This window comes from Streptomyces sp. NPDC013457, assembly GCF_043089925.1.
In the GTDB taxonomy this organism is placed as follows: Bacteria; Actinomycetota; Actinomycetes; order Streptomycetales; family Streptomycetaceae; genus Streptomyces.
In genome coordinates, this window is record NZ_JBICBL010000012.1 from 1 (window position 1) to 25,809 (window position 25,809).

Annotated in this window: 15 protein-coding genes, 1 tRNA gene and 1 rRNA gene; 13 read left to right on the forward strand and 4 right to left on the reverse strand. The window is 71.1% G+C overall.

All coding sequences use genetic code 11. From position 1 onward, the window contains the following. From rrf to ACF1G2_RS28750, 3 genes are all read left to right on the forward strand, one after another. Positions 1–95, forward strand: a 5S ribosomal RNA gene (gene rrf / locus ACF1G2_RS28740); the annotation flags it as partial. 4 nt (positions 96–99) lie between these two features. Continuing rightward, positions 100–175: transfer RNA gene (locus ACF1G2_RS28745), tRNA-Thr, on the forward strand. A gap of 168 nt (positions 176–343) precedes the next feature. Further along, positions 344–1,585, forward strand: coding sequence for a hypothetical protein (locus tag ACF1G2_RS28750; RefSeq protein WP_391801086.1), 1,242 nt, complete (start codon positions 344–346; stop codon positions 1,583–1,585). Between the two features lie 60 nt (positions 1,586–1,645). On the opposite strand, the gene ACF1G2_RS28755 is transcribed toward ACF1G2_RS28750, so the two are convergent. Then, complete coding sequence (locus tag ACF1G2_RS28755; protein WP_391801087.1) at positions 1,646–4,297, reverse strand: SpoIIE family protein phosphatase; 2,652 nt, start codon at positions 4,295–4,297, stop codon at positions 1,646–1,648. 268 nt (positions 4,298–4,565) lie between these two features. Here ACF1G2_RS28755 and ACF1G2_RS28760 point away from each other — a divergent pair, with 268 nt between their 5' ends. From ACF1G2_RS28760 to ACF1G2_RS28805, 10 genes are all read left to right on the forward strand, one after another. Beyond that, positions 4,566–10,061, forward strand: a complete 5,496-nt coding sequence (locus tag ACF1G2_RS28760) for a HAMP domain-containing protein (protein WP_391801088.1) — start codon at positions 4,566–4,568, stop codon at positions 10,059–10,061. A gap of 241 nt (positions 10,062–10,302) precedes the next feature. Further along, positions 10,303–10,977: a response regulator gene (locus tag ACF1G2_RS28765; protein WP_352191990.1), complete on the forward strand. Its 675-nt coding sequence runs from the start codon at positions 10,303–10,305 to the stop codon at positions 10,975–10,977. 127 nt (positions 10,978–11,104) lie between these two features. Further along, the gene (locus tag ACF1G2_RS28770; RefSeq protein WP_391801089.1) at positions 11,105–13,942 is read left to right on the forward strand and encodes a DNA translocase FtsK; all 2,838 of its coding nucleotides are present in this window, start codon (positions 11,105–11,107) and stop codon (positions 13,940–13,942) included. A gap of 261 nt (positions 13,943–14,203) precedes the next feature. Continuing rightward, positions 14,204–15,034, forward strand: a complete 831-nt coding sequence (locus tag ACF1G2_RS28775) for a helix-turn-helix domain-containing protein (RefSeq protein WP_391801090.1) — start codon at positions 14,204–14,206, stop codon at positions 15,032–15,034. A 73-nt stretch (positions 15,035–15,107) separates the two neighbouring features. Next, complete coding sequence (gene rimO / locus ACF1G2_RS28780; RefSeq protein ID WP_391801091.1) at positions 15,108–16,604, forward strand: 30S ribosomal protein S12 methylthiotransferase RimO; 1,497 nt, start codon at positions 15,108–15,110, stop codon at positions 16,602–16,604. Next, positions 16,601–17,425: a CDP-diacylglycerol--glycerol-3-phosphate 3-phosphatidyltransferase gene (gene pgsA / locus ACF1G2_RS28785; RefSeq protein WP_391801092.1), complete on the forward strand. Its 825-nt coding sequence runs from the start codon at positions 16,601–16,603 to the stop codon at positions 17,423–17,425. The genes rimO and pgsA overlap by 4 nt, the downstream gene beginning before the upstream one ends. After that, entirely contained in the window at positions 17,422–17,931 is a 510-nt protein-coding gene (locus ACF1G2_RS28790; RefSeq protein ID WP_391801093.1) for a CinA family protein, read from the forward strand. The genes pgsA and ACF1G2_RS28790 overlap by 4 nt, the downstream gene beginning before the upstream one ends. Positions 17,932–18,040: 109 nt before the next feature. After that, positions 18,041–18,424 carry a helix-turn-helix domain-containing protein gene (locus ACF1G2_RS28795; protein ID WP_019889909.1) on the forward strand — a complete coding sequence of 128 codons (384 nt, stop codon included), beginning with the start codon at positions 18,041–18,043 and terminating at the stop codon, positions 18,422–18,424. 164 nt (positions 18,425–18,588) lie between these two features. After that, entirely contained in the window at positions 18,589–19,059 is a 471-nt protein-coding gene (locus tag ACF1G2_RS28800; RefSeq protein ID WP_391801094.1) for a Dps family protein, read from the forward strand. Between the two features lie 133 nt (positions 19,060–19,192). Further along, the gene (locus ACF1G2_RS28805) at positions 19,193–19,537 is read left to right on the forward strand and encodes a hypothetical protein (protein ID WP_391801095.1); all 345 of its coding nucleotides are present in this window, start codon (positions 19,193–19,195) and stop codon (positions 19,535–19,537) included. On the opposite strand, the gene ACF1G2_RS28810 is transcribed toward ACF1G2_RS28805, so the two are convergent. Genes ACF1G2_RS28810 through ACF1G2_RS28820 form a run of 3 tightly spaced genes read right to left on the reverse strand, consistent with a single transcriptional unit; the run spans position 19,485 to position 25,730 of the window. Beyond that, complete coding sequence (locus ACF1G2_RS28810; RefSeq protein WP_391801096.1) at positions 19,485–20,249, reverse strand: SDR family NAD(P)-dependent oxidoreductase; 765 nt, start codon at positions 20,247–20,249, stop codon at positions 19,485–19,487. The genes ACF1G2_RS28805 and ACF1G2_RS28810 overlap by 53 nt on opposite strands. A gap of 36 nt (positions 20,250–20,285) precedes the next feature. Then, the gene (locus ACF1G2_RS28815; RefSeq protein ID WP_391801097.1) at positions 20,286–21,074 is read right to left on the reverse strand and encodes an Fpg/Nei family DNA glycosylase; all 789 of its coding nucleotides are present in this window, start codon (positions 21,072–21,074) and stop codon (positions 20,286–20,288) included. An 18-nt stretch (positions 21,075–21,092) separates the two neighbouring features. After that, the gene (locus ACF1G2_RS28820; RefSeq protein WP_391801098.1) at positions 21,093–25,730 is read right to left on the reverse strand and encodes a DEAD/DEAH box helicase; all 4,638 of its coding nucleotides are present in this window, start codon (positions 25,728–25,730) and stop codon (positions 21,093–21,095) included. Positions 25,731–25,809: the final 79 nt, after the last annotated feature.

A 25,809-nucleotide genomic window follows, 5' to 3' on the forward strand; every position in this document is an offset into this window, starting at 1 on the left:
AAACGCCCGGTTACATTCCGAACCCGGAAGCTAAGCCTTTCAGCGCCGATGGTACTGCAGGGGGGACCCTGTGGGAGAGTAGGACGCCGCCGAACTCCCGCCCTTTTAGCTCAGTCGGTAGAGCGTCTCCATGGTAAGGAGAAGGTCAACGGTTCGATTCCGTTAAAGGGCTCCAGTGAAACAGAGAAAGGCCCCCGCCTCATGGCGGGGGCCTTTTTCGTTTCTGTCCGAGTGACAGAACACGGTCGGCTTCGGGGGCCGAGGAGGGTAGCGTCACTTCTGCCCAGGTCCCGACATGCCCCGAACTACCCCACGTGTGGGAAGAGTTGCGAAGGAGCCGACCATGGATGACGAGATCCAGCTGATCAGGGACGGCGACGGCCTGACGGTCATCGGAGATCAATCGGCGGTCGAGCGCTTCCTCGTCTCCGAAGGGCTGGTGTCGAAGGACCTCGGGTCGCGACGGCTCCGATCCGCCTTCGGTAACGCGGCCGGGGCCGCCCAGGCGGGTTCCGACATCGCCGCCGGCTCGGGTCGCTGGGTGAAGCTGACCAAGGAGTCCGCCCGGCGCATCGACACGTACGGGCTGAGGGAGAGTTCGCCGACGGGGCTCAGTACCGGGGTACTGAAGGGCGACAAGGGCCAGATCAAGGGGTTCGTCGAGTTCGCGAAGGGGGCGGGCCCGCTTCGGGGCAACCCGGCGGCTCTGGCGAATGTCGCGGCGGTCATGGCACAGCTGGCCATGCAGCAGGCCATGGACGAGATCACCGACTACCTCGCCACGATCGACGCCAAGGTCGACGACGTGCTCCGTGCCCAGAAGGACGCGGCCCTGGCGAAGATGATCGGGGTGGAGCTCGTCATCGAGGAGGCCATGGCCATCCGGGAGCAGGTGGGCCGGGTCTCCGAGATCACGTGGTCGAAGGTGCAGGACGCACCGGGGACGATCGCGGCGACCCAGGGGTACGCGTTGCGTCAACTCGACGCGCTCGCGGAGAAGATGGAGCGCAAGGCCAAGATCGGTGATCTCGCGGCGGCGGCCAAGGAAGCCGAGTCCAAGGCTCAGGAGTGGCTCGCCGTCCTGGCCCGGTGCTTCCAGTTGCAGGACGCGGTCGCCGTGCTCGAACTCGACCGGGTGCTGGACACGGCTCCGGACGAGCTGGACCGGCATCGCCTCGGGATCCGGATCGCCCGGCAGAACCGTATGGATCTCATCTCGCGGAGCACCGAGCGGCTGGTGGTCCGGATGAACGCGGCTGCCGGCGAGGCCAACGCGAAGGTGCTGTTGCACCCGAGCAGGTCCCCGGCCGTGGTCGAGTCGAGCAACCATGTCGTGACCGGCGTCCATGACTTCCATGGGCGGCTCGGGATCGAGTCCGGTCGTCGGCCGTCGGAGACCAGGCGATGGGCGGCCGCGGCGGCCGAGGTGCGGGACAAGGCGCTGGAGACCGGGGCGAAGGGTGTCGGTGCCGCCAGGAGTCTCGGCAACGAGACCCTCGACCGGGCCAGTTCGGTGAAGGACAGGCTCGCCGGCGGGATCGCCGAACGGGCGCTCCGCCGGCGCGGGGACGTCGAGGAGGGCTGAGGGCGCGGTGGGTGTCGAGGAGGGCTGAGGGCGCGATGGGAGCGGCCGGAGACCCTGTCGTCAGTCGGTGTCGATGGGCTCCGGGAGGCGCATCGCCAGGATCGCCATGTCGTCCGACGCGGGCTCCTGGGCGAAGCGCTCGACCGCGCGCAGGATGCGGGCGGCGACCGCGCCGGCCGTCAGGCCCGTACAGGTCTTGAGGACTTCGATCAGGCCGTCGTCGCCGAGCATCCTCGTGCCCTCGCGGCGTTCGGTGACGCCGTCGGTGACACAGAGGAGGACGTCGCCCGGTTCGAGGGTGATGGTCTGCTCGTACAGCTCCAGGTCGTCGAGGACGCCGAGCAGCGGCTGGGGGTCGGCGGCCGGGACGACCGTGCCGTCCTGCCGCAGGCGCAGCGGCAGCGGATGGCCGGCGCAGACGACCTTGAGAATCGCGGAGCCGTCCTCCTGGGGCCACATCTCGCCGTACAGCAGCGTCAGGAAGCGGCTGCGGGCGCCCTCGTCGAGGATGGCCGCGTTGAGGCGTTCCAGGACGGCGGGTCCGCCGAAGCCCTCGCGGGCCAGCAGGCGCAGGGCGTGCCGGGCGAGACCCGTGACGGCCGCCGCTTCCGGGCCCGTGCCGCAGACGTCGCCGATGGCGAAGCCGTACGCGTTGTCGCGGATGGGGAAGAGGTCGTAGAAGTCGCCGCCGACCTCGTTGCCCTCGCCGGCGGCCCGGTAGATGACCTCGACCTCGACGCCGTCGATCTGGGGGAGGCCGGGCGGCAGCAGGCTGCGCTGGAGGGACTGGCTGATCGCCATGCGCTCCGAGTAGAGGCGGGCGTTGTCCAGGGCGAGGGCGGCTCGGCGTGAGAGGTCCTCGGCGAGTTCCAGGATCTCCTGGCGGAAGTGGTCGTCGGAGGGCTTGCCGAGGGTCAGCATGCCGATGACGCGGTTGCGGGCGACCAGCGGCAGGACCACTGTCTCGCCGCCGACTGCGGAGGCGGTGGCGAGTGTGGTGTCGATGCCCGAGGACAACGGGCCGCTGCCGTGGCCGAGTTCGCGCATGGAGGTGGAGAGCGCGGCCCGGTGGGCGGCCTCGCCGGGCGCGGACCAGACGCGGGCGCCGAGTGTGGGCACCGGGTCCGGCGGGGCGATCGAGGACAGGAGGGCCTTCAGGCCGTCGATGCGGTCCTCGTCCTCGTGCAGGACGTAGGAGAGGTACGGGTCCGAGGCCTGGTCGGCGATCGTGTAGACGGCGCACCAGGTGGCGAGCGTCGGCACGGTCATCTGGGCCATGAGGGCCAGGGTCTGGTCACGGTCGAGGGTGCCGGCGAGCAGGTCGGAGGCCTCGACGAGGAAGCTGAGGGAGCCGCGGCGGAGTCGTTCGAGCTCGCCGAGGCGTGCCGACTCGACGGCGAGCGCGATGCGGTCGGCCGCGAACTGGAGGCGCAGGGCCTCCTCGTTGGAGTAGCGGTTGGAGCCTTCGGCGGCGACGCCGAGGGAGCCGGTGAGCCGGCCCTCCACCTTGAGCGGCACGGTGACGACGGAGCGCATGCCGGTGCCTTCGAGGAGGGGGACGGCTCCGGGGACGGCGGCCAGGTCCTCGTGGACGGCCGGCATCCTGGCGGAGCCGTAGCGGCTGGCGCCGGTCTCGACGGGGACGCGGGCGAACCGCTGGCGGGCCGACGGGAGGCCGGTGGTCGCCCGTACCTCGAGTTCGGTCTCGTCGTCGGTGGCGAGCAGGAGGAAGGCGGCGTCGCCGTCGAGCATGTCGCGGGCGCGCTCGACGGTCCGCTGGAGGAGGCCGTCGAGGTCGTCGGGGGCCGGGGAGCCGATGAAGACCTCGAAGGGGTCCGTGGACCGGTTCTCGGCGCCGGGGTCCGAGACCGCGGGGCGGTGCGGGGTCTGGAGGATGGCCCGTTCGTACTCCCGTACCAGCAGACAGACCGTGGAGGGCTCGCCCGCGGTGTCGCGGACGCGCAGGTGGGAGGCGTAGACGGGGATGACGCGGCCGTCGGCGCAGCGGATGCCGTAGCTGCCCTCCCAGCGGGAGAGGCGCAGGGCCTCGGCGAGGCCGGTGCTGATGCCGGGGGTGTGGGGCCAGGCGGCGAGGTCGCCGAGCGGCTTGCCGGTGACCTGTTCGGCGGCGTAGCCGAAGAGCTCCTCGGCGTCCTCGTTCCAGGCGGTGACGGCGCCGCCGCGGTCGATCTGGGCGACGGCGACACGGACGCGGCTGTCGGCGGTCGGGAGGAGGGCGTCGGGGAGGACCGGTCCCGCGGAGCGGGTGCCGATCGTGCGTTCGGGGAGGTCGAGCTGGAACCAGACACGCTTGTGCGTCGGGGTGTACTCGACTCCCCAGCGGGTGGCGAGGGCGGCGCACAGGAGGAGGCCCCGGCCGTTCTCGCGGTCCGGGTGGGCGACGGTGCGTCCGCCCTGGAGGGGGATCTCCCGCTCGGGGTAGCGGTCGGCGACCTCGACCCGGATCCCGTCCTCGCTCCGCAGGCAGAGGACGTCGGCCGCCGTGCCAGCGTGGATGACGGCGTTGGTGACGAGTTCGCTGGTGAGGACGACGGCGTCGTCGACGACCTCGGCGTATCCCCAGCCCTGGAGGGTGTCCCGGACGAAGGCCCGGGCGGTCGCCACGGACCGCCCTACGGGGTCGAAGGTGGCAGCCGCCCGCGCGGTGATCACAGAACTCCTCGTACGCGTCTCGACGCCCGGCTCCGCCATGGTCGGTCCTGTCCCTCCCGCTGCCCGGTGGTCGTTTCGCGCCACCCGGCCCCTGCCGGGCGGACGGGGGCGGTTGGACAGCCGGATGCCAGGTTACTTACCTTCGCTGTCCGAGCGGATGCCGGTCGCCGCTGTTTCCGTCCCCCGAGGGTGGGGACGCTATGCGAAGCTGCCGAACTGTTATCGCCAGGTTCGCCAGCGGTGAAACACTGGGCAGGCTTGTGGTGACGGCCCGGGCAGAACGGTCAACCCCTTCGGGAGGGACACGGTGGAGTCTGGCACGGCGGCGCGGCGCGGCGGTGGCACTACGCGCGCGAAGGGCGGACGGCCCCGGAGCGGCGGGACGGTTCAGGTGGACGCGGCGGCCATGGACCGGCTGCTCGCGGCCCTGGTCTCGATGCGGGACGGGAACTTCCGTAAGCGGCTGACCGTGTCCGGCGACGGGGTGATGGCGGAGATCTGTGCCGTCTTCAACGAGGTCGCCGACCGGCAGATGCATCTGACCGGCGAGTTGTCGCGGGTCAGGCGCATGGTGGGGCGCGAGGGCAAGCTGTCGGAGCGGCTGGAGGCGGGGCCCAGCGAGGGCGCCTGGCTGGCGGCGATCGAGCATGCGAACGCGCTGGTCGACGACATGACGCGGCCGGTCTCGGAGGTGGGGCGGGTCCTGTCGGCGGTGGCCGAGGGCGACCTCGGTCAGCGGATGGATCTGCGTTCGGAGGGCCCTGACGGACGTCCGCTGCGCGGAGAGTTCCTGAAGGTCGCCCGTACGGTGAACAACCTGGTCGACCAGCTGTCCGCGTTCACGGACGAGGTGACGCGGGTCGCACTGGAGGTCGGTACGGAGGGCATCCTGGGTGGCCAGGCCCAGGTGCGCGGTATGTCCGGTTCGTGGAAGGACCTCACGGATTCGGTCAACACGATGGCGTACCGGCTGACGGCGCAGGTACGTGACATTGCTCTCGTGACGACGGCCGTGGCCCGGGGCGACCTGTCCAACAAGGTCACGGTCCATGTGGCCGGCGAGATGCTGGAGCTGAAGAACACCGTCAACACGATGGTGGACCAGCTGTCCTCCTTCTCCTCCGAGGTGACCCGGGTCGCGCGCGAGGTGGGTACGGAGGGCGAGCTGGGCGGTCAGGCCGAGGTCGCCGGGGTCGGCGGTGTGTGGAAGGACCTCACCGACTCCGTCAACACGATGGCAGGAAACCTCACCAATCAGGTGAGGGGTATCGCCGAGGTGACCACGGCGGTCGCCAACGGCGATCTGTCGCAGAAGGTCACCGTCAGCGCGCGCGGCGAGGTCGCGCAGCTCGCGGACACCATCAACCAGATGACCGAGACGCTGCGGACGTTCGCCGACGAGGTGACCCGGGTGGCGAGCGAGGTCGGTGCCGAGGGTGTGCTCGGCGGACAGGCGCAGGTGCCCGGCGCGGCCGGTACCTGGAAGGACCTGACCGACTCCGTCAACACCGTCTTCCGGAACATCACCACGCAGGTGCGGGACATCGCGCAGGTGACGACGGCGGTGGCCAACGGTGACCTGTCGCAGAAGGTCACGGTCGACGTGGCCGGCGAGATGCTGGAGCTGAAGAACACCGTCAACACGATGGTCGACCAGCTGTCCGCCTTCGGCTCCGAGGTGACGAGGGTCGCGCGGGAGGTCGGTGTCGAGGGTCTGCTCGGCGGTCAGGCGCACGTACCCGGCGCGGCGGGCACGTGGAAGGACCTCACCGATTCGGTGAACACGGCGTTCCGGAACCTGACGGGTCAGGTGCGGGACATCGCGCAGGTGACGACGGCGGTGGCCAACGGTGACCTGTCGCAGAAGGTCACCGTCGACGTGGCCGGCGAGATGCTGGAGCTGAAGAACACCGTCAACACGATGGTGTCCCAGCTCTCGAACTTCGCCGACCAGGTGACGCGCATGGCGCGTGATGTGGGTACGGAGGGCCGCCTCGGCGGTCAGGCGCGGGTCGACGGCGTCTCCGGTACGTGGAAGGAGCTCACCGACTCCGTCAACTTCATGGCCGGCAACCTGACGTCCCAGGTGCGGCAGATCGCCCAGGTGACGACGGCGGTGGCGCGCGGTGACCTGTCGCAGAAGATCGACGTGGACGCGCGCGGCGAGATCCTGGAGCTGAAGAACACCATCAACACGATGGTCGACCAGCTCTCCGCCTTCGCGGAGCAGGTGACCCGGGTGGCCCGTGAGGTGGGTACGGACGGCCGGCTCGGGGGCCAGGCGCAGGTGCCCGGCGTCGCCGGTGTGTGGCGCGATCTGACCGACTCGGTGAACGGCATGGCCGGGAACCTCACCGCCCAGGTCCGTAACATCGCGGGTGTCGCGACGGCGGTGGCGCGCGGCGACCTGTCGCAGAAGATCGACGTGGACGCGCGCGGCGAGATCCTGGAGCTGAAGAACACCCTCAACACCATGGTCGACCAGCTCTCCAGCTTCGCGGAGCAGGTGACGCGGGTGGCCCGTGAGGTGGGTACGGAGGGCATCCTGGGCGGTCAGGCCGAGGTGCAGGGGGTCTCCGGCACCTGGAAGGACCTCACCCAGTCCGTGAACTTCATGGCGAACAACCTGACCAGTCAGGTGCGCAACATCGCGGAGGTCACGACCGCGGTCGCCAAGGGCGATCTGTCGAAGAAGATCACCGTCGACGCCAAGGGCGAGATCCTGGAGCTGGTGACGACCGTCAACACGATGGTCGACCAGCTGTCCAACTTCGCGGACGAGGTGACGCGAGTCGCCCGTGAGGTGGGTACGGAGGGCATCCTCGGCGGTCAGGCGCGGGTGCGCGGGGTCACCGGAACGTGGAAGGACCTCAGCGACAACGTCAACCTGATGGCCAACAACCTGACGAGTCAGGTGCGGAACATCTCCCGGGTCTCGGCGGCGGTCGCCAACGGCGATCTGACGAAGAAGGTGACGGTCGAGGCGCGGGGCGAGGTCGCCGAGCTCGCCGACACCGTCAACACGATGGTGACGACCCTGTCGTCCTTCGCGGACGAGGTGACGCGAGTCGCCCGCGAGGTGGGTACGGAGGGTGAACTGGGCGGCCAGGCAAGGGTCCCGGGTGTCTCCGGTACCTGGAAGGACCTGACCGAGTCGGTGAACTCGATGGCGTCGAACCTGACGGGTCAGGTGCGTCAGATCGCCACGGTCACCACCGCCATCGCCAAGGGCGATCTCACCAAGAAGATCGACATCGACGCGCGCGGCGAGATCCAGGAGCTGAAGAACACCATCAACACGATGGTCGACCAGCTGTCCAACTTCGCCGAGGAGGTCACGCGCGTGGCCCGCGAGGTGGGTACGGACGGGCAGCTCGGCGGCCAGGCCCGGGTCCGCGACGTCGACGGCACCTGGCGGGACCTGACCGAGTCCGTGAACGAGATGGCCGGAAACCTCACCCGGCAGGTGCGCGCGATCGCGGCCGTGGCCACCGCGGTGACCCGCGGCGACCTGAACCTGAAGATCGACGGCGTGGATGCCGCGGGCGAGATCCAGGCGCTCCAGGACAACATCAACACCATGATCGCCAACCTGCGCGACACCACCCTCGCCAACGAGGAGCAGGACTGGCTCAAGGGCAACCTGGCCCGTATCTCGGGTCTGATGCAGGGCCGGCGCGATCTGGACGACGTCGCCTCGCTCATCATGAGCGAGCTGACCCCGGTGGTCTCCGCCCAGCACGGCGCCTTCTTCGTGGCCGTGCCGAGCGGTTCGTCGACGGTCAGCCCCGAACTGGGCAGCCAGGGGGAGGGCTCGTACGAGCTGCGGATGCGCGGCAGTTACGGCTACTCCGCCGGTTCCATGCCCACCTCGTTCCGCCCGGGCGAGACGCTCATCGGGACGGCGGCCGAGGAGAAGCGCACGATTCAGGTCAATGTTCCGCCGGGCTATCTGAAGATCTCCTCCGGCCTCGGCGAGGCCGCCCCGGCGCATGTGATCGTGCTCCCCGTCCTCTTCGAGGGGAAGGTGCTCGGCGTGATCGAGCTGGCCTCCTTCCAGCCGTTCACCCAGATCCAGCGGGACTTCCTCAACCAGCTGGCCGAGCTGATCGCGACGACCGTCAACACCATCAGCGTCAACACCAAGACCGAGGTGCTGCTGAAGCAGTCGCAGGAGCTGACCGAGCAGCTGCGCGAGCGCTCGGCGGAGCTGGAGCACCGGCAGAAGGAGCTCCAGGGCTCCAACGCCGAGCTGGAGGAGAAGGCCGAACTGCTCGCCCGGCAGAACCGGGACATCGAGGTGAAGAACACCGAGATCGAGGAGGCCCGGCAGGTCCTGGAGGAGCGGGCCGAACAGCTCGCCGTCTCCATGCGGTACAAGTCCGAGTTCCTGGCGAACATGTCGCACGAGCTGCGCACCCCGCTCAACTCGCTGCTGATTCTGGCCAAGTTGCTCGCCGACAACGCGGACCACAACCTCTCGCCCAAGCAGGTCGAGTTCGCCGAGACCATCCACGGTGCGGGCTCCGACCTGCTCCAGCTGATCAACGACATCCTCGACCTGTCCAAGGTCGAGGCGGGCAAGATGGACGTCTCGCCCACCCGTATCGCGCTCGTCCAGCTCGTCGACTACGTGGAGGCGACGTTCCGGCCGCTGACGGCGGAGAAGGGGCTCGACTTCTCGGTCCGCGTCTCGCCCGAGCTGCCCGCCACGCTCCACACCGACGAGCAGCGCCTGCTCCAGGTGCTGCGCAACCTGCTCTCCAACGCGGTGAAGTTCACCGACTCCGGCGCGGTGGAGCTGGTCATCCGGCCCGCCGGGACGGATGTGCCGCAGTCGATCCGCGAGCAGCTCCTGGAGTCCGGTTCGCTGCGCGACCCGGAGGCCGAGCTGATCGCCTTCTCGGTGACGGACACCGGAATCGGGATCGCCGCGGGCAAGATGCGGGTCATCTTCGAGGCGTTCAAGCAGGCGGACGGCACGACCAGCCGCAAGTACGGCGGTACGGGCCTGGGGCTCTCGATCAGCCGGGAGATCGCCCGGCTGCTCGGCGGCGAGATCTACGCGGTGAGCGAGCCGGGCCGCGGCTCGACGTTCACGCTCTACCTGCCGCTGAGCCCTGTCGAGCTGCCGCCGCACGGCTACGGGGCGGGGGAGCCCGACGCCATGGGGCCGCGGCCGGGCCTGGAGGACGGCTCGGTCGACGAGTCCGGGTCGGGCTTCGCGCCGACGTCCATGGCGGCCGACCTGCGTTCCGGCGCCGGGGCGCTGTTCCGGCACCGTCGCAAGGCGGTCCAGGCCGGTGTCGAGGAGCGGCCGGCGCTGCCGGGGCAGCCCGGGCGGGTGGCACAGGCCGAGCAGGCGGCCGAGGACGACCGCGTGGAGTCCGAGCCGCGCCGCACGTTCACCTTCGGCGGCGAGAAGGTGCTGATCGTGGACGACGACATCCGTAACGTCTTCGCGCTCACCAGCGTCCTGGAGCAGCACGGCCTGGCGGTGCTGTACGCGGAGAACGGCCGTGAGGGCATCGAGGTGCTGGAGCAGCACGACGACGTGACGGTCGTTCTGATGGACATCATGATGCCGGAGATGGACGGATACGCGACGACGACGGCGATCCGCCGGATGCCGCAGTTCGCCGGACTGCCGATCATCGCGCTCACCGCCAAGGCGATGAAGGGCGACCGGGAGAAGGCGATCGAGTCGGGTGCCTCCGACTACGTCACCAAGCCGGTCGACCCCGATCACCTGCTGTCCGTGATGGAGGAGTGGATGCGCGGAAACGGAACGGGGGGTTGTTGACGGACTGTCGCCGCGGGCGTGTGAGAGGGCTGGAAGCGGGGAACCTTCTGGTCTCTCACCACGTTTCTGCTACGTGCACAGTGACATCGTGGTGACAGGGTGTGGCGACAGGCGGGGTGCGGCTACCATGACCGGCACAAGGACGGACGGCGCATGGGAGTCGTCTTCTGGGGCGGCGCCCGGTGCTTCCCCCGGCTCGGCGAGTCGGGGAGAGCCGTTGCCGGGGCGAGGAGGACGGGGCATGGTGCAGAAGGCCAAGATCCTCCTGGTCGATGACCGGCCGGAGAATCTGCTGGCGCTGGAGGCCATTCTCTCCGCGCTCGATCAGACGCTGGTACGGGCATCGTCCGGGGAGGAAGCGCTCAAGGCGCTGCTGACCGATGATTTCGCGGTCATTCTGCTGGATGTCCAGATGCCGGGAATGGACGGATTCGAGACCGCCGCGCACATCAAGCGGCGGGAGCGGACGCGTGACATCCCGATCATCTTCCTGACCGCGATCAACCACGGCCCGCACCACACCTTCCGGGGTTACGCGGCGGGGGCGGTCGACTACATCTCCAAGCCGTTCGACCCATGGGTGCTCCGCGCCAAGGTCTCGGTCTTCGTCGAGCTGTACATGAAGAACTGCCAGCTCCGTGAGCAGGCCGCGCTCCTCCGGCTCCAGCTGGAGGGCGGTGGTCACGGGGGTCACGCCAAGGAGTCCGCCGGACTGCTCGCCGAGCTCTCGGCCCGTCTCGCGGCGGTCGAGGAGCAGGCGGAGGCGTTGTCCAAGCAGCTCGACGACGACTCGGCCGACGCCGCCGCGGTCGCCACGGCCGCACACCTGGAGCGCAAGCTCACCGGGCTGCGGCGGGCCCTGGACGCCCTGGAGCCCGGTGCGGGCGGCCCGCCCGTTCTCCCCTCGCAGAGCTGACACGACGTCACGTCGCGACCGCCCGTGGTGAGCGGGCGTCAGTTTCGGCCCCCTGTACGTTCGACACGAACGGGTGAGCCCGGACGGGCACGTGTCCGACACGGCTCACACCGGTAACCTCAGCACCATGGCCTCACGTACGTCCGGCAAGGGTTCCCAGGGCACGGCGGGCACCGCGAAGCCGCGCGCCGGCCGTACGAGCGGTGCCGCGAAGAAGGCGGCGCCCGCGAAGTCGCCCGCCAAGCCCCCCGTGAAGAAGACCGCGGCGAAGAAAGCCCCGCCCGCGAAGCGCGCACCCGCGAAGAAGACCGCGGCCAAGAAGGCGGCGCCCAGGCCCGCGCCGTCCCCGACCGGAGGCGTGTACCGGCTGGCACGCGGGCTCTGGCTCGGCCTCGCTCACGGAGTGGGCGCGATGTTCCGGGGCATAGGACGCGGAGCCAAGGGCCTCGACCCCGCCCACCGCAAGGACGGTCTGGCGCTGCTGCTGCTCGGCGTCGCGCTGATCGTCGCCGCCGGGACCTGGTCCAACCTGCGCGGCCCCGTCGGCGACCTCGTCGAGATGCTCGTCACCGGAGCGTTCGGCCGGCTCGACCTGCTCGTACCGCTGCTCGTCGGCGCCATGGGCGTCCGGCTGATCCTCTATCCGGAGAAGCCGGAGGCCAACGGCCGCATCGTCATCGGTCTCTCCGCCCTCGTCATCGGCGTCCTCGGACAGGTCCACATCGCCTGCGGCTCCCCGGGCCGCGGTGAGGGGACCAAGGCCATGCAGGACGCCGGCGGCCTCATCGGCTGGGCCGCGTCCAAGCCGATGATCTTCATGATGGGCGAGGTCCTCGCCGTACCGCTCCTGGTGCTGCTCACGGTCTTCGGTCTGCTCGTGGTCACCGCCACGCCCGTCAACGCCATCCCGCAGCGCCTGCGGCAGCTCGGCGCCAGGCTCGGTCTGGTCGAGCCGGCGTACGATCCCGAGGCCGAGGGGGAGGCGTACGACGAGGACTGGCGCGAGGCCGAGCCGCAGCCCGCCGCGCGCGGCCGGCGCACCACGCCCGGACCGGACCGGGTGTACGACGTCGACCAGGCGGAGGAGGAGGCGCTCACCCGGCGCAGGCGCCCGCGCCGTCCCGCGGCGCAGCCCGCCTTCGACCGGCCCATGGACGCCGTGGACGTCGCCGCCGCGGCCGCGGCGGCGCTCGACGGCGCGGTGCTCAACGGCATGCCGCCCTCTCCGCTGGTCGCCGGCCTGACCCGGGACGTCACCGCGGAGCGCGCCGCCGCTGTCGCCGCCACGGCGGCCGCGGCCCAGGCCGCCGAAGCCGAGGCCGCGAACGGGGCCGAGGAGGCCGCCGGTGCCTCGGGCTCCGCGCCGGTGCCGTCCGCCCGCGGCGGCGCGAAGGCCGGCCGCGTCCCCGGAGGCGTACCGGATCTCACCAAGCCCGCCCCCGAGCACACCGAGCTGCCTCCCCGCGCGGAGCAGCTCCAGCTCTCCGGGGACATCACGTACGCGCTGCCCTCCATGGACCTCCTGGAGCGCGGCGGGCCGGGCAAGACCCGCAGCGCGGCGAACGACGCCGTCGTGGACGCGCTCTCGAACGTCTTCACCGAGTTCAAGGTCGACGCGGCCGTCACCGGCTTCACCCGGGGTCCGACGGTCACGCGGTACGAGGTCGAGCTCGGCCCGGCCGTGAAGGTCGAGAAGATCACGGCCCTCACGAAGAACATCGCGTACGCCGTGGCCTCACCGGACGTGCGGATCATCTCGCCGATCCCGGGCAAGTCCGCGGTCGGCATCGAGATCCCGAACTCGGACCGGGAGATGGTCAACCTCGGCGACGTGCTGCGGCTCGCGGACGCGGCGGGCGACGACCATCCGATGCTGGTGGCGCTCGGCAAGGACGTCGAGGGCGGCTATGTGATGGCCAACCTGGCGAAGATGCCGCACATCCTGGTCGCCGGTGCCACGGGCTCCGGAAAGTCCTCGTGCATCAACTGCCTGATCACCTCCGTGATGATAAGGGCGACCCCCGAGGACGTCCGGATGGTGCTGGTCGACCCCAAGCGGGTCGAGCTCACCGCGTACGAGGGCATCCCGCACCTGATCACGCCGATCATCACCAACCCCAAGCGGGCCGCCGAGGCGCTGCAGTGGGTGGTGCGCGAGATGGACCTGCGCTACGACGACCTGGCGGCCTTCGGCTTCCGGCACATCGACGACTTCAACGAGGCCATCCGCAACGGCAAGGTCAAGCTGCCCGAGGGCAGCGAGCGCGAGCTGAAGACCTACCCGTACCTGCTGGTGATCGTGGACGAGCTGGCCGACCTGATGATGGTCGCCCCGCGTGACGTAGAGGACGCCATCGTCCGCATCACCCAGTTGGCGCGCGCCGCCGGCATCCATCTGGTGCTTGCCACCCAGCGTCCGTCGGTGGACGTCGTCACCGGTCTGATCAAGGCGAACGTGCCCTCGCGGCTCGCCTTCGCGACCTCGTCGCTGGCCGACAGCCGGGTCATTCTCGACCAGCCCGGAGCCGAGAAGCTCATCGGAAAGGGTGACGGTCTGTTCCTGCCGATGGGGGCGAACAAGCCCGTCCGCATGCAGGGCGCCTTCGTCACCGAGGCCGAGGTCGCGACCGTCGTCCAGCACTGCAAGGACCAGATGGCCCCGGTCTTCCGGGACGACGTCACCGTCGGCACCAAGCAGAAGAAGGAGATCGACGAGGAGATCGGCGACGATCTCGACCTGCTGTGCCAGGCCGCCGAGCTGGTCGTCTCCACCCAGTTCGGCTCCACCTCGATGCTCCAGCGCAAGCTGCGCGTCGGCTTCGCCAAGGCCGGCCGGCTGATGGACCTGATGGAGTCGCGGAACATCGTCGGGCCGAGCGAGGGGTCCAAGGCGAGGGACGTGCTCGTCAAGCCGGACGAGCTGGACGGGGTGCTGGCCGTGATCCGCGGGGAGTCCGACGCCTGATCGGGGGTACACGGGGCGGGCGGGGGAGTCCGCCGGTCGGGCCGGGGTCCGGGCGCGCGCCGGAACGAGACCGGGTCGAGACTCACTCGTAAGGGAACCAGGGCAACCGTTTCCCTTGGTCGTACGTCAAGTTGGAGGGAGGGACAGAAGGATGTCCCAGCCTCATGGCGTACAAACTGCGTCCGCCCGGTTGCCCCACCCTTTCGTACCACCCATAGACTGAACGTCCAGCAGGTGGTTACACGCTCGAAAGGCGCTCTCGTGTCCATCGGCAACTCCCCCGAATCCCCCGAAGACGACCGGAACTCCCCGGCAGACGACCGGGATTCGATCGGTCGTGCACTCCAGCAGGCCCGGATCGCCGCCGGTCTCACCGTCGACGAGGTCAGTGCCTCCACGCGGGTCCGCATCCCGATCGTGCACGCGATCGAGGAGGACGACTTCTCGCGCTGCGGTGGCGATGTCTACGCCCGCGGGCACATCCGCACGCTCGCCCGCGCCGTCGGCATCGATCCCGCGCCGCTGATCGAGCAGTACGAGTCCGAGCACGGCGGCCGGCCCGCGCCGACCCCCGCGGCGCCGCTCTTCGAGGCGGAACGAATCCGTCCCGAGCCGCGGCGCCCCAACTGGACCGCGGCGATGGTGGCCGCGATCGTCGCCGTCGTCGGTTTCGTCGGCTTCACCATGTTCAGCGGGAACGACACCCAGGGCGGCGCAGGCGCGGTCGCCGAGGGTCCGGCCCCGGAGAAGAAGACCACCAGCCCCACCACGAAGCCCACCAAGACCCCCGGGACCAAGCCGGCGCCCAGCGCCATCGCGGCCGTCCCGAAGGACAAGGTCACGGTCAAGCTGACCGCGATCGACGACAAGAGCTGGATCTCCGCCAAGGCCAGCGACGGCAAGCTCCTCTTCGACGGGCTCCTCCTCGAGGGCGAGTCCAAGACCTTCCAGGACGACGAGCGCGTCGACCTGATCCTCGGCAACGCCGGCCCGATCGAGCTCTTCGTGAACGGCAAGAAGATCGAAGAGAAGTTCGAGTCGGGCGCCGTCGAGCGCCTCTCGTACACCAAGGGCGCCCCCGAGTCGGGGTGACCTTCCGCGCAGCCGTCGCGCAGGTGAACCCTGCGCGGCGGGGGTACGGCCGGGACGAAGTAGTCTTGAGCCCATGCCCGAACGCCGTACCGTCGCCCTTGTCACTCTTGGCTGCGCCCGTAACGAGGTGGACTCGGAGGAGCTCGCAGGCCGCTTGGCAGCGGACGGCTGGGAGCTCGTCGAGAACGCCGAGGACGCCGATGTCGCCGTCGTCAACACCTGTGGGTTCGTCGAGGCCGCCAAGAAGGACTCCGTCGACGCCCTCCTCGAAGCCAATGATCTGAAGGATCACGGCAAGACCCAGGCCGTCGTCGCCGTCGGCTGCATGGCCGAGCGGTACGGCAAGGAGCTCGCCGAGGCCCTGCCGGAGGCCGACGGAGTGCTCGGCTTCGACGACTACTCCGACATCTCCAACCGCCTCCAGACCATCCTCAGCGGTGGCAGTGTCGAGGCCCACACCCCGCGCGACCGCCGCAAGCTGCTCCCGCTCTCCCCGGTGGAGCGCCAGCAGGCCGCCGCCGAGGTGGCCCTCCCCGGCCATGGCGCCGTCCCCGCCGAGGCGCCGGAGAACGTACCGACCGACCTCCCCGAGGGCCTCGCCCCGGCCTCCGGGCCGCGCGCCCCGCTCCGGCGCCGGCTGGACACCAGCCCCGTCGCCTCGGTGAAGCTCGCCTCCGGCTGCGACCGCCGCTGCTCCTTCTGCGCCATCCCGTCCTTCCGCGGCTCCTTCGTCTCGCGGCGTCCCTCCGACGTCCTCAACGAGACGCGGTGGCTCGCCGAGCAGGGTGTGAAGGAGATCATGCTGGTCTCCGAGAACAACACCTCGTACGGCAAGGACCTCGGCGACATCCGCCTACTGGAGAGCCTGCTGCCCGACCTCGCGGCCGTCGACGGCATCGAGCGGGTCCGGGTCAGCTACCTCCAGCCCGCCGAGATGCGGCCCGGCCTGATCGACGTGCTCACCTCGACCGAGAAGGTCGTCCCGTACTTCGACCTGTCCTTCCAGCACAGTGCGCCGGCCGTCCTGCGCGCCATGCGCCGCTTCGGCGACACGGACCGCTTCCTGGAGCTTCTGGAGACGATCCGCGGCAAGGCCCCGCTGGCCGGTGCCCGGTCCAACTTCATCGTCGGCTTCCCCGGCGAGACCGAGGCGGACTTCGCCGAGCTGGAACGCTTCATCACCCACGCGCGGCTGGACGCCATCGGCGTCTTCGGCTACTCCGACGAGGACGGCACCGAAGCCGCCACCTACGAGCAGAAGCTCGACCAGGACGTCGTGGACGAGCGGCTCGCCCACCTCTCCCGGCTCGCCGAGGACCTCACCGCCCAGCGTGCGGAGGAGCGGATCGGAGAGACCCTGGAAGTACTCGTCGAATCGATCGACGAGGAGGACGGCGTCGTGGGCCGCGCGGCCCACCAGGCGCCCGAGACGGACGGCCAGGTCGTTCTCACCGCGGACTCCGCCGCGCGCCGGGACCTGGCTCCCGGCCGTATGGTCGTGGCGAAGGTCGTGGGAACGGAAGGCGTCGACCTGGTGGCCGAGTGTCTTTTCGAGGAGGCGGGCAGATGACGGGAGCCCCGGCATCCGCGACGGGCGGGACCGGTAGGCCCGCGCCCGGCGGCAAGCTGGGCTCGGCGGCCGTCAACCAGGCCAGCCTCTGGAACATCGCCAACATCCTCACCATGATCCGCCTGGTCCTCGTGCCCGGCTTCGTGCTGCTGCTCCTGCAGGACGGCGGGCACGACCCGGCCTGGCGCGCCTGGGCCTGGGCCGCGTTCGCCGTCGCCATGATCACGGACGTCTTCGACGGCCATCTGGCGCGGACGTACAACCTGGTCACGGACTTCGGGAAGATCGCCGACCCGATCGCCGACAAGGCGATCATGGCGGCCGGGCTGATCTGTCTGTCGTCGCTCGGCGACCTGCCCTGGTGGGTGACGGCCGTGATCCTCGCGCGGGAGCTCGGGATCACGCTGATGCGGTTCTGGGTGATCCGGCACGGGGTGATTCCGGCCAGCCGCGGCGGCAAGATGAAGACATTGGCGCAGGGGACGGCGGTCGGCATGTACGTGCTGGTGCTGACCGGTCCACTTGCCACGTTGCGCTTCTGGGTGATGACGGTGGCCGTCGTGCTGACGGTCGTCACCGGTCTGGATTATGTGCGACAGGCGATCGTCCTCAGGCGCCGCGGACTCGCGGCGGAACGCGCCGGGGACGCTCCGGGAGCGGGTGCCGCCGGTGCCCCGCAGGAGGGTGTCGTCGAGTCTCCGCAGGCGAGTGCCGCCGGTGCGATGCCGGGGCCGGCCGGGGCGCCGGCGGACGAGGCGTCCGGTGTGCCTGAGGTCTCCGACACGTCCGCGAAGGGACCGGCGGCGGGGTCGGCGCGATGAGCACGGCCGCCCGGGTGCTGGGGCTGCTTGCGGAGCGTGGTCAGACCCTCGCCGCCGCCGAGTCCCTCACGGGCGGTCTGGTGGCCGCGGAGCTCACTTCCGTACCAGGGGCGTCGGCGTCGTTCCGCGGGTCCGTCACGGCGTACGCCACGGCCCTCAAGCGGGATCTCCTGCAGGTGGACGGGACCCTCCTGGCGGAGCGCGGAGCGGTCGATCCCGAGGTCGCGCTGCAGATGGCGGCCGGTGCCCGCCTCCGGCTGGGCGCCGACTGGGGTGTCGCGACGACCGGCGTGGCCGGGCCCGAGCCGCAGGACGGACAGCCCGTCGGCACCGTCTACGTGGCCGTGGCGGGGCCCGTCGGGGCCGGGAAAGTGGCCGCGTTGCGGTTGAACGGCGATCGTGCGGAAATCCGTAGAGAGAGCGTACGGAGCGTGCTGGAACTGCTCGGCGACGAACTCTCGGGAAATGGGCGGGCACAGGATACGGAACAGAACGGGGGGAATTGATGTTTGCAGCCCTGAGTGAACACGACATCGCTCCCCGCACGGCCGCAGCGCGAGGCGGTACGGTGGGGCGTGAAGGATGCGGCTACGCGGTCCGAGGAGGGAGCCACCGATGATTCTGCTCCGTCGCCTGTTGGGTGACGTGCTGCGTCGGCAGCGCCAGCGCCAGGGCCGTACTCTGCGCGAAGTCTCCTCGTCCGCCCGAGTTTCGCTCGGCTATCTCTCCGAGGTGGAGCGGGGGCAGAAGGAGGCTTCCTCCGAGCTGCTCTCCGCGATCTGCGACGCGCTGGACGTACGGATGTCCGAGCTCATGCGCGAAGTGAGCGACGAGCTGTCGTTGGCCGAACTGGCCGAGTCGGCAGCGGCGAGCGAACCGGTGCCTGCGCCGGTACGCCCGATGCTCAATTCGGTGTCGGTGACGTCGGTGGCAGGTGTGCCCACCGAGCGGGTGACCATCAAGGCGCCCGCGGAAGCGGTGGACGTCGTCGCTGCCTGACGCTAAGTGGGCTAAAGCCCCGGCGGGTGTCCCATGTGGGCATCCACCGGGGCTTTAGTGCTGTTGAGGGGGGTTGGCGGAGTTCTCACGGCAGGGTTTGAGATGCCCGATTTCGGTCAGGCGTGCCATGGTGGGGAAACCGTACGACTGGTTGGAGAACACGCATGTCCGTCGTGAAGAGTTCGCTTTCCGAGGCCGACCGGAAGACGGTCGGCGATGCCCTGCAGGGGGCGCTGGTCGATCTGGTCGACCTCAGCCTCGTCGCCAAGCAGGTGCACTGGAACGTGGTCGGACCGCGCTTTCGCTCGGTCCATCTGCAGCTCGATGAAGTCGTCGTCACCGCACGTCAGCACTCCGACGTGGTGGCTGAACGGGCCTCCGCGATCGGTGTCAATCCGGACGGCCGGGCCGCCTCCGTGGCCTCCGGAAGCGCCATCGGCGACGTCCCGACCGGCTGGATCAAGGACGTCGAGGCCGTGAAGATCCTGGTCGACGCCCTGGTCGCGGTGATCGCACGCATGCGCGAACGGATCGAGGCCACGGACGAGCCGGATCCGGTGACGCAGGACATCCTGATCGGGCTCACCGCCGACCTCGAGAAGCATGCCTGGATGTTCCAGGCCGAGAGCGCCTGACGTGGCGCCCCGTTCCGTGCCGGGCGCGCCTGGTGTGGCGCCCGCGTTGTGCGCTTTGTGCGCCGGGTCTGCCTCCGGTGCGCCCTCCCGCCGGGTGATACCGCCGGTCTAGCGTCGACCGCAGGAGGCGGCCATGGTACGGCGACGGGTTCCGCTGGCGGTGCTCGCGTGGGTGGCGGGCGGGCTGGTGGCCGGCGGGCTGTGGTGGTGGGCGGTGCTGCGACTGGTACTGGTTCCCGATCAGGCGGGACTGGTGGAGGGGGCGGTCGCGGCCGGCGGCTGGGGGCTGAGTCTGCTGCCGGTGCACGTGACGGCGTCCGCCACCGCGGGCGGACGGGTGAGCGCCGGACGAGGGGGCGTCGGCGGTCCGCACGGTGTTCGGGGGGATGCCGGACGGGTCGCGGAGGGCGCAGGGGGCGCACAGGTCACCACGGCATCGCGACGCCGCCGTTGGGGCGGAGGATCTGACCCGTCGTGAAGGAGGCGGCGTCGGACGCGAGGTGGAGGACCGCGTGCGCGATGTCCTCCGGTTCGCCCACCCTGCCCAAGGGGGAGTGGCGGGCCATGGCCGCCTCCGCCTGCTCCTGGGCGGCGGGCTCGTGCCGGTCGGTCATGGGGGTACGGATCCAGCCGGGGGCGATCGCGTTGACCCGGATGCCGTGCCGCCCGACCTCGGTGGCCAGCGTCTTGGTGAGCTGGACGACGGCCGCCTTGGTGACGCTGTAGCAGAGCAGGCCCGGGCTCGCGGTGTCCATGGCGCCCGAGGCCATGGTGACGATGGAGCCGGGGGTCCCGGTCGCGATCATCGAGCGGGCCGCCTCCTGACAGGCGTGGAGTACACCCTTGAAGTTGACCGCGAGGATGCGGTCGAGGTCCTCGTCGCGGGTCTCCAGGACCGAGCTCGTATGCATGATCCCGGCGACGGCGGCCATGGTGTGGAGCGTGCCCGCGCTCGCGACGGCGGTGGCGAGGGCGGTGCGGTCGGTGACGTCGAGGACGTGGGTGTGCGCGGTGCGGCCCTGCTCGGTGACGAGTTTCGCGGTCTCACGCAGTCCGAGTTCGTCGCGGTCCGCGCAGTGGACGGTGGCGCCCGCCTGGGCGAGGAGCACGGCGGTCGCGCGGCCGATTCCGCTCGCTGCGCCGGTGACGAAGGCGGTGCGGCCGGTGAGGTCGTACGCGGTGAGGGCCATGACGGGACCGTACGACCGTATCTGACGCTCCGTCAATTAGCGGGTCGGCCCCTTCTGGCAGCCGGGGCACCAGTACGTCACGCGGTCTCCCAGCTCGGCGCGGCGGACGGAGGCGCCGCAGCGCAGGCAGGGGCGGTTCTCGCGTCCGTAGACGTAGAGGGGGTGCGCGGGATGGCGGGTCGTGGTCGTGCGCCGGTCCGGACGGTCCTTGTTCGCCTCCAGGAGACGGTGGGCCGTGGCGACCAGCCGTTCGGGGACGTCCTGAGCGAGCTCGCCCACCGGGAGCCAGGGCGTGACGGCAGCCAGGAACACCAGCTCGGACTTGTAGACGTTGCCGATGCCCGCGAGATTCCGCTGGTCGAGCAGGGCCTCGCCGAGCGTACGGGCGGGGTCGGCGGTGAGCCGCCGTACGGCCTCCGCCGGATCCCAGTCCGGGCCGAGGAGGTCCGGGCCCAGATGGCCGACGACGCTCTGCTCGTCGGCCGTGCGGATCAGCTCCAGGACGGGGAGGCGATAGCCGACCGCGGTGTGCGCGGCGTTGCCGAGGATCGCCCGGATCTGGTGTGCCGGGCCACCGCTCCAGCGCTCACCGGTGGCGAACACTCGCCAGGAGCCGTCCATCCGCAGATGCGAGTGGAGCGTCAGCCCGTCCTCGAATCGGGTCAGGAGGTGCTTGCCGCGCGGAGTCACGTCCAGGACGGCGCGACCGGTGAGATCGGCGGTGGCGAAGCGGGGCACCCGCAGATCGGACCGGGTCAGGACGCGGCCCGCCAGCGCGGTGTGCAGACGGTGCGCGGTCCGCCAGACGGTGTCTCCTTCGGGCATGGCTCCATGATGGATCTCTTACGGGCGCAGGCGCAGCCCTCGCGGGGTGGCGTGGAACCCGGCCGCCTCGAGCGGGCGGGCGAGCGGGGAGGTGAGCGCGGGGGAGCCGTTGACCCGCTCCACCGTGACCGTGCCGACAGACCCCGCGAGCGCTGCGGCGGCCAGGGACTCGGCCGCGGCTCTCAGCGCCGGGTCCTCGGGGTCGGCGGGCCAGCACAGCAGCGTCTTGCCGCCGCGCTCCATGTAGAGCGTGAGCTCCCCGTCGACCAGCACCACCATCGAGCCCGCCTTGCGGCCGGGCTTGTGCCCCGCGCCGCTGGGCGGCTCGGGCCAGGGCAGCGCCGCCCCGTACGCGTTGGCCGGGTCGGCGGCGGCCAGCACGACCGCGCGCGGGCCCGTCCCGGCCTCGGCGCCCCTGTCCCGGGCGGTCGCCGCCGCGCGGAGCCGGTCCACGGCCCCGTCCATCGCGAACTGTGCGGCGCCCAGACCCTCCACCACATAGCCGCGCCGCGCCTGCCCGCTGTCCTCGAAGGCGGACAGGATGCGGTACGTCGCCGAGAACCCGCCCTCGACGCCTTCGGCGGCCACGGCGCCCCGCGTGACCACGCCGTGCCGGTCCAGGAGCGTGCGGGCGAGCGCGTGGGCGCGGTGCGTCGCCTCCGGCTCGACGGGCGGAAGGAGGGACCAGCGGCCGCTGACCGTCGGCGGGCCGGTGCGGGAGGCGGGCCGGGCGGCCGCGGTGAGCGTGCCGTAACGGCCGCGCGGGATCGTGCGCTTGGCGCGGTGGGCGGTGGATCCCGCCGTACGGCCCGAGCCGAGGAGGGAGCGCAGGGGAGCGAGGGTGTCGTTGGTGAGCCGGCCCGACCAGGCCAGGTCCCAGACCGCGTCGGAGAGTTGGGGATCGGTCGCGTCGGGGTGGGTGGTGGCCCGGACCTGGTCGGCGATCTGGCGGAAGAACAGGCCGTACCCGCCGGAGAGGGCGGTGAGCACGGATTCGTGGAGGGCGGTCAGCTCCAGCGGATGCGGCGGCGGGATCAACAGGGGCGCCGCGTCGGCCAGATAGAGCGAGATCCAGCCGTCCTTGCCGGGCAGGGCTCCCGCCCCCGCCCAGACGACCTCGCCGGTGGTCGTCAGCTCGTCCAGGAGACCGGGGGAGTAGTCCCGGACCCGGGACGGCAGGATGAGCTTCTCCAGGGCCGAGGCCGGTACGGGAGCGCCCTGCAACTGCTCGACGGCACGGGCCAGTCCGTCGATCCCGCGCAGGCTGTTGCTCCCCAGGTGCTGCCACTGGGGGAGGAACGTGGCGAGCGCGGCCGGGGCCACGGGCTCCAGTTCGTGCCGGAGCGCGGCGAGCGAGCGACGGCGCAGGCGGCGCAGCACGGCCGCGTCGCACCACTCCTGGCCGATCCCGGACGGATGGAACTCGCCCTGGACGACGCGCCCCGCCGCGGCCAGCCGCTGGAGGGCCCCGTCGGTGACGGCGGCTCCGAGACCGAAACGGGCGGCGGCCGCGGAGGAGGTGAACGGGCCGTGCGTGCGCGCGTGCCGGGCCAGGAGATCGCCCAGGGGGTCCTTCACCGGCTCCGTGAACGCCTCGGGCACACCCACCGGAAGGGCCGTGCCGAGGGCGTCCCGCAGCCGGCCGGCGTCCTCGATCGCAGCCCAGTGCTCCGTGCCCGAGATGCGGACCCGGATGGCCCGGCGGGCGGCTCCCAGCTCGTGGACCCAGTCCGGCTCGCCGCCGCGCTCGGTCAACTCGGTCTCGGTGAGCGGGCCGAGGACCCGCAGCGCGTCGGCGACGCCCTCCGCGTCCTTGATCCGGCGGTCCTCGCTGAGCCACTGGAGCTCCCGCTCCAGCTCCGTCAGCACCTCCGCGTCGAGCAGTTCGCGCAGCTCCGCCTGGCCGAGCAGCTCGGCCAGGAGTCGCGAGTCCAGGGAGAGCGCGGCCGCCCTGCGCTCGGCGAGCGGGGAGTCCCCCTCGTACAGGAACTGGGCGACATAGCCGAAGAGCAGGGAGCGGGCGAACGGCGACGGCTCGGTCGTGGTGACCTCGACCAGACGGACGCGGCGGGACTCGATGTCGCCCATCAGCTCTTCGAGTCCGGGAACGTCGAAGACGTCCTGGAGGCACTCGCGGACCGCTTCCAGGACGATCGGGAAGGAGCCGAACTCGCTCGCGACCTGAAGCAGTTGGGAAGCGCGCTGGCGCTGCTGCCAGAGCGGGGTGCGCTTGCCCGGGTTGCGCTTCGGCAGCAGCAGGGCGCGGGCCGCGCACTCGCGGAAGCGGGATGCGAACAGGGCGGATCCGCCGACCTGGTCGGTGACGATCTGGCCGATCTCGCCCTTGTCGAAGAGCGCGTCCGCCGCGCCGATCGGGGCCCGGTCGGAGTCGAACGTCGTGTCCAGGTGCCGCCCGGGGTCGACCGGCTCCTGGTCCAGCAGGTCCAGGCCCATCAGATCGGCGTCCGGCAGACGCAGCACGATCCCGTCGTCGGCGTGCATCACCTGGGCGTCCATGCCGTACCGCTCGGAGAGCCTGGCCCCCAGGGCCAGCGCCCACGGGGCGTGCACCTGGGCCCCGAACGGTGAGTGGACGACCACCCGCCAGTCGCCCAGCTCGTCCCGGAACCGCTCCACCAGGATCGTCCGGTCGTCCGGCACATGCCCACATGCCTCGCGCTGCTCGGCCAGATAGGCAAGGACGTTGTCGGCGGCCCAGGCGTCGAGACCGGCGGAGACCAGCCGGAGCCGGGCGTCCTCCGGCTCGAGCGAGCCGACCTCGCGCAGGAACGCGCCCACCGCGCGCCCCAGCTCCAGCGGGCGGCCGAGCTGGTCGCCCTTCCAGAACGGCAGCCGGCCCGGTACACCGGGAGCCGGGGTGACCAGGACCCGGTCCCGGGTGATGTCCTCGATCCGCCAGGACGTGGTGCCCAGCGTGAAGACATCGCCGACCCGGGACTCGTACACCATCTCCTCGTCCAGCTCCCCGACCCGGCCGCCGCCCTTCTTGGGGTCGGAACCGGCGAGGAAGACCCCGAAGAGGCCACGGTCGGGGATGGTCCCGCCGGAGGTGACGGCGAGCCGCTGCGCTCCGGGACGGCCCGTGACCGTCCCGGCCACCCGGTCCCAGACCACACGGGGACGCAGCTCGGCGAACGCGTCGGACGGGTAGCGGCCGGCCAGCATGTCCAGGACCGCCGTGAACGCGGACTCGGGCAGCGAGGCGAAGGGCGCCGCGCGGCGGACCGTCGCCAGCAGGTCGTCCACCTGCCAGGAGTCCAGGGCCACCATCGCCACGAGCTGCTGGGCGAGCACGTCCAGCGGGTTGGCGGGGATACGCATCGACTCGATGGAGCCGCTGCGCATCCGCTCGGTGACCACGGCGGCCTGGACCAGGTCACCGCGGTACTTCGGGAACACCACGCCCGTGGAGACCGCGCCGACCTGGTGCCCGGCGCGGCCCACGCGCTGGAGACCCGAGGCGACCGACGGCGGCGACTCGACCTGGACGACCAGATCGACGGCGCCCATGTCGATGCCCAGCTCCAGGCTGGACGTGGCCACCACGGCGGGCAGCCGGCCCGCCTTCAGGTCCTCCTCGACCTGGGCGCGCTGCTCCTTGGAGACCGAGCCGTGGTGGGCGCGGGCGAGGAGGGCGGGCGCGCCCTGGGCGGCGCCCGACTGCGCCATGACCTCGGCCGGCGGCGAACCCTCCGGAAGGGGCTCGCCCGTCGCCCGCTCGTACGCGATCTCGTTGAGCCGGTTGCAGAGGCGCTCGGCGAGCCGGCGCGAGTTCGCGAAGACGATCGTGGAGCGGTGGGCCTGGACGAGATCGGCGATGCGCTCCTCGACGTGCGGCCAGATCGACGGCTTGTCGCCGCCGTCCGCGCCCTCGGAGGCGGGTGAGCCTCCGAGCTCCCCCATGTCCTCGATCGGCACGACGACCGACAGGTCGAACTCCTTGCCGGACGGTGGCTGGACGATCTCCACCTTGCGCTGCGGGGAGAGATAGCGGGCCACCTCGTCCACCGGCCGGACGGTCGCCGACAGGCCGATGCGGCGCGCCGGACGGGGCAGCAGCTCGTCGAGACGCTCCAGGGAGACAGCGAGATGCGCGCCGCGCTTGGTCCCGGCCACGGCGTGGACCTCGTCCAGGATCACCGTCTCGATCCCGGCGAGCGCGTCCCGCGTGGCGGACGTCAGCATCAGGAACAGCGACTCGGGGGTCGTGATCAGGATGTCCGGCGGCTTCGTGGCCAGCGCGCGCCGCTCGGCGGGCGGGGTGTCGCCCGAGCGGATCCCGACCCGGACGTCCGGCTCCGGCTGCCCGAGCCGGACCGACTCCTGACGGATACCGGTCAGCGGGGAGCGGAGATTGCGCTCGACGTCGACGGCCAGGGCCTTCAGCGGCGAGACGTACAGAACGCGGCAGCGCTTCTTGGGGTCGGCGGGCGGCGGGGTGGAGGCCAGCCGGTCCAGGGAGGCGAGGAAGGCGGCCAGGGTCTTGCCGGAACCCGTCGGGGCCACCACGAGCACGTCCGAGCCCGCGCCGATGGCCTGCCAGGCGCCCTCCTGCGCGGCGGTGGGCGCGTGGAAGGCCCCGGTGAACCAACCGCGGGTCGCGGGGGAGAACGAGTCGAGCGCGGACCTGACCATGCCACCCATCGTGCACCCCGCCACTGACAACCGCCCGGACCTGGGGAAACTCGGTTGGTGGCGGCGCCGGTCCGTGGCG

Bases quoted from the DNA above. Each gene is read 5' to 3' on its own strand.
- pgsA (WP_391801092.1), top strand. From the start codon at position 16,601: ATGACGGGAGCCCCGGCATCCGCGACGGGCGGGACCGGTAGGCCCGCG.
- ACF1G2_RS28755 (WP_391801087.1), bottom strand. From the start codon at position 4,297: ATGGCGGAGCCGGGCGTCGAGACGCGTACGAGGAGTTCTGTGATCACC.
- ACF1G2_RS28820 (WP_391801098.1), bottom strand. From the start codon at position 25,730: ATGGTCAGGTCCGCGCTCGACTCGTTCTCCCCCGCGACCCGCGGTTGG.
- ACF1G2_RS28795 (WP_019889909.1), top strand. From the start codon at position 18,041: ATGATTCTGCTCCGTCGCCTGTTGGGTGACGTGCTGCGTCGGCAGCGC.
- ACF1G2_RS28750 (WP_391801086.1), top strand. From the start codon at position 344: ATGGATGACGAGATCCAGCTGATCAGGGACGGCGACGGCCTGACGGTC.
- ACF1G2_RS28800 (WP_391801094.1), top strand. From the start codon at position 18,589: ATGTCCGTCGTGAAGAGTTCGCTTTCCGAGGCCGACCGGAAGACGGTC.
- rimO (WP_391801091.1), top strand. From the start codon at position 15,108: ATGCCCGAACGCCGTACCGTCGCCCTTGTCACTCTTGGCTGCGCCCGT.
- ACF1G2_RS28810 (WP_391801096.1), bottom strand. From the start codon at position 20,249: ATGGCCCTCACCGCGTACGACCTCACCGGCCGCACCGCCTTCGTCACC.
- ACF1G2_RS28805 (WP_391801095.1), top strand. From the start codon at position 19,193: ATGGTACGGCGACGGGTTCCGCTGGCGGTGCTCGCGTGGGTGGCGGGC.
- ACF1G2_RS28765 (WP_352191990.1), top strand. From the start codon at position 10,303: ATGGTGCAGAAGGCCAAGATCCTCCTGGTCGATGACCGGCCGGAGAAT.
- ACF1G2_RS28770 (WP_391801089.1), top strand. From the start codon at position 11,105: ATGGCCTCACGTACGTCCGGCAAGGGTTCCCAGGGCACGGCGGGCACC.
- ACF1G2_RS28815 (WP_391801097.1), bottom strand. From the start codon at position 21,074: ATGCCCGAAGGAGACACCGTCTGGCGGACCGCGCACCGTCTGCACACC.
- ACF1G2_RS28790 (WP_391801093.1), top strand. From the start codon at position 17,422: ATGAGCACGGCCGCCCGGGTGCTGGGGCTGCTTGCGGAGCGTGGTCAG.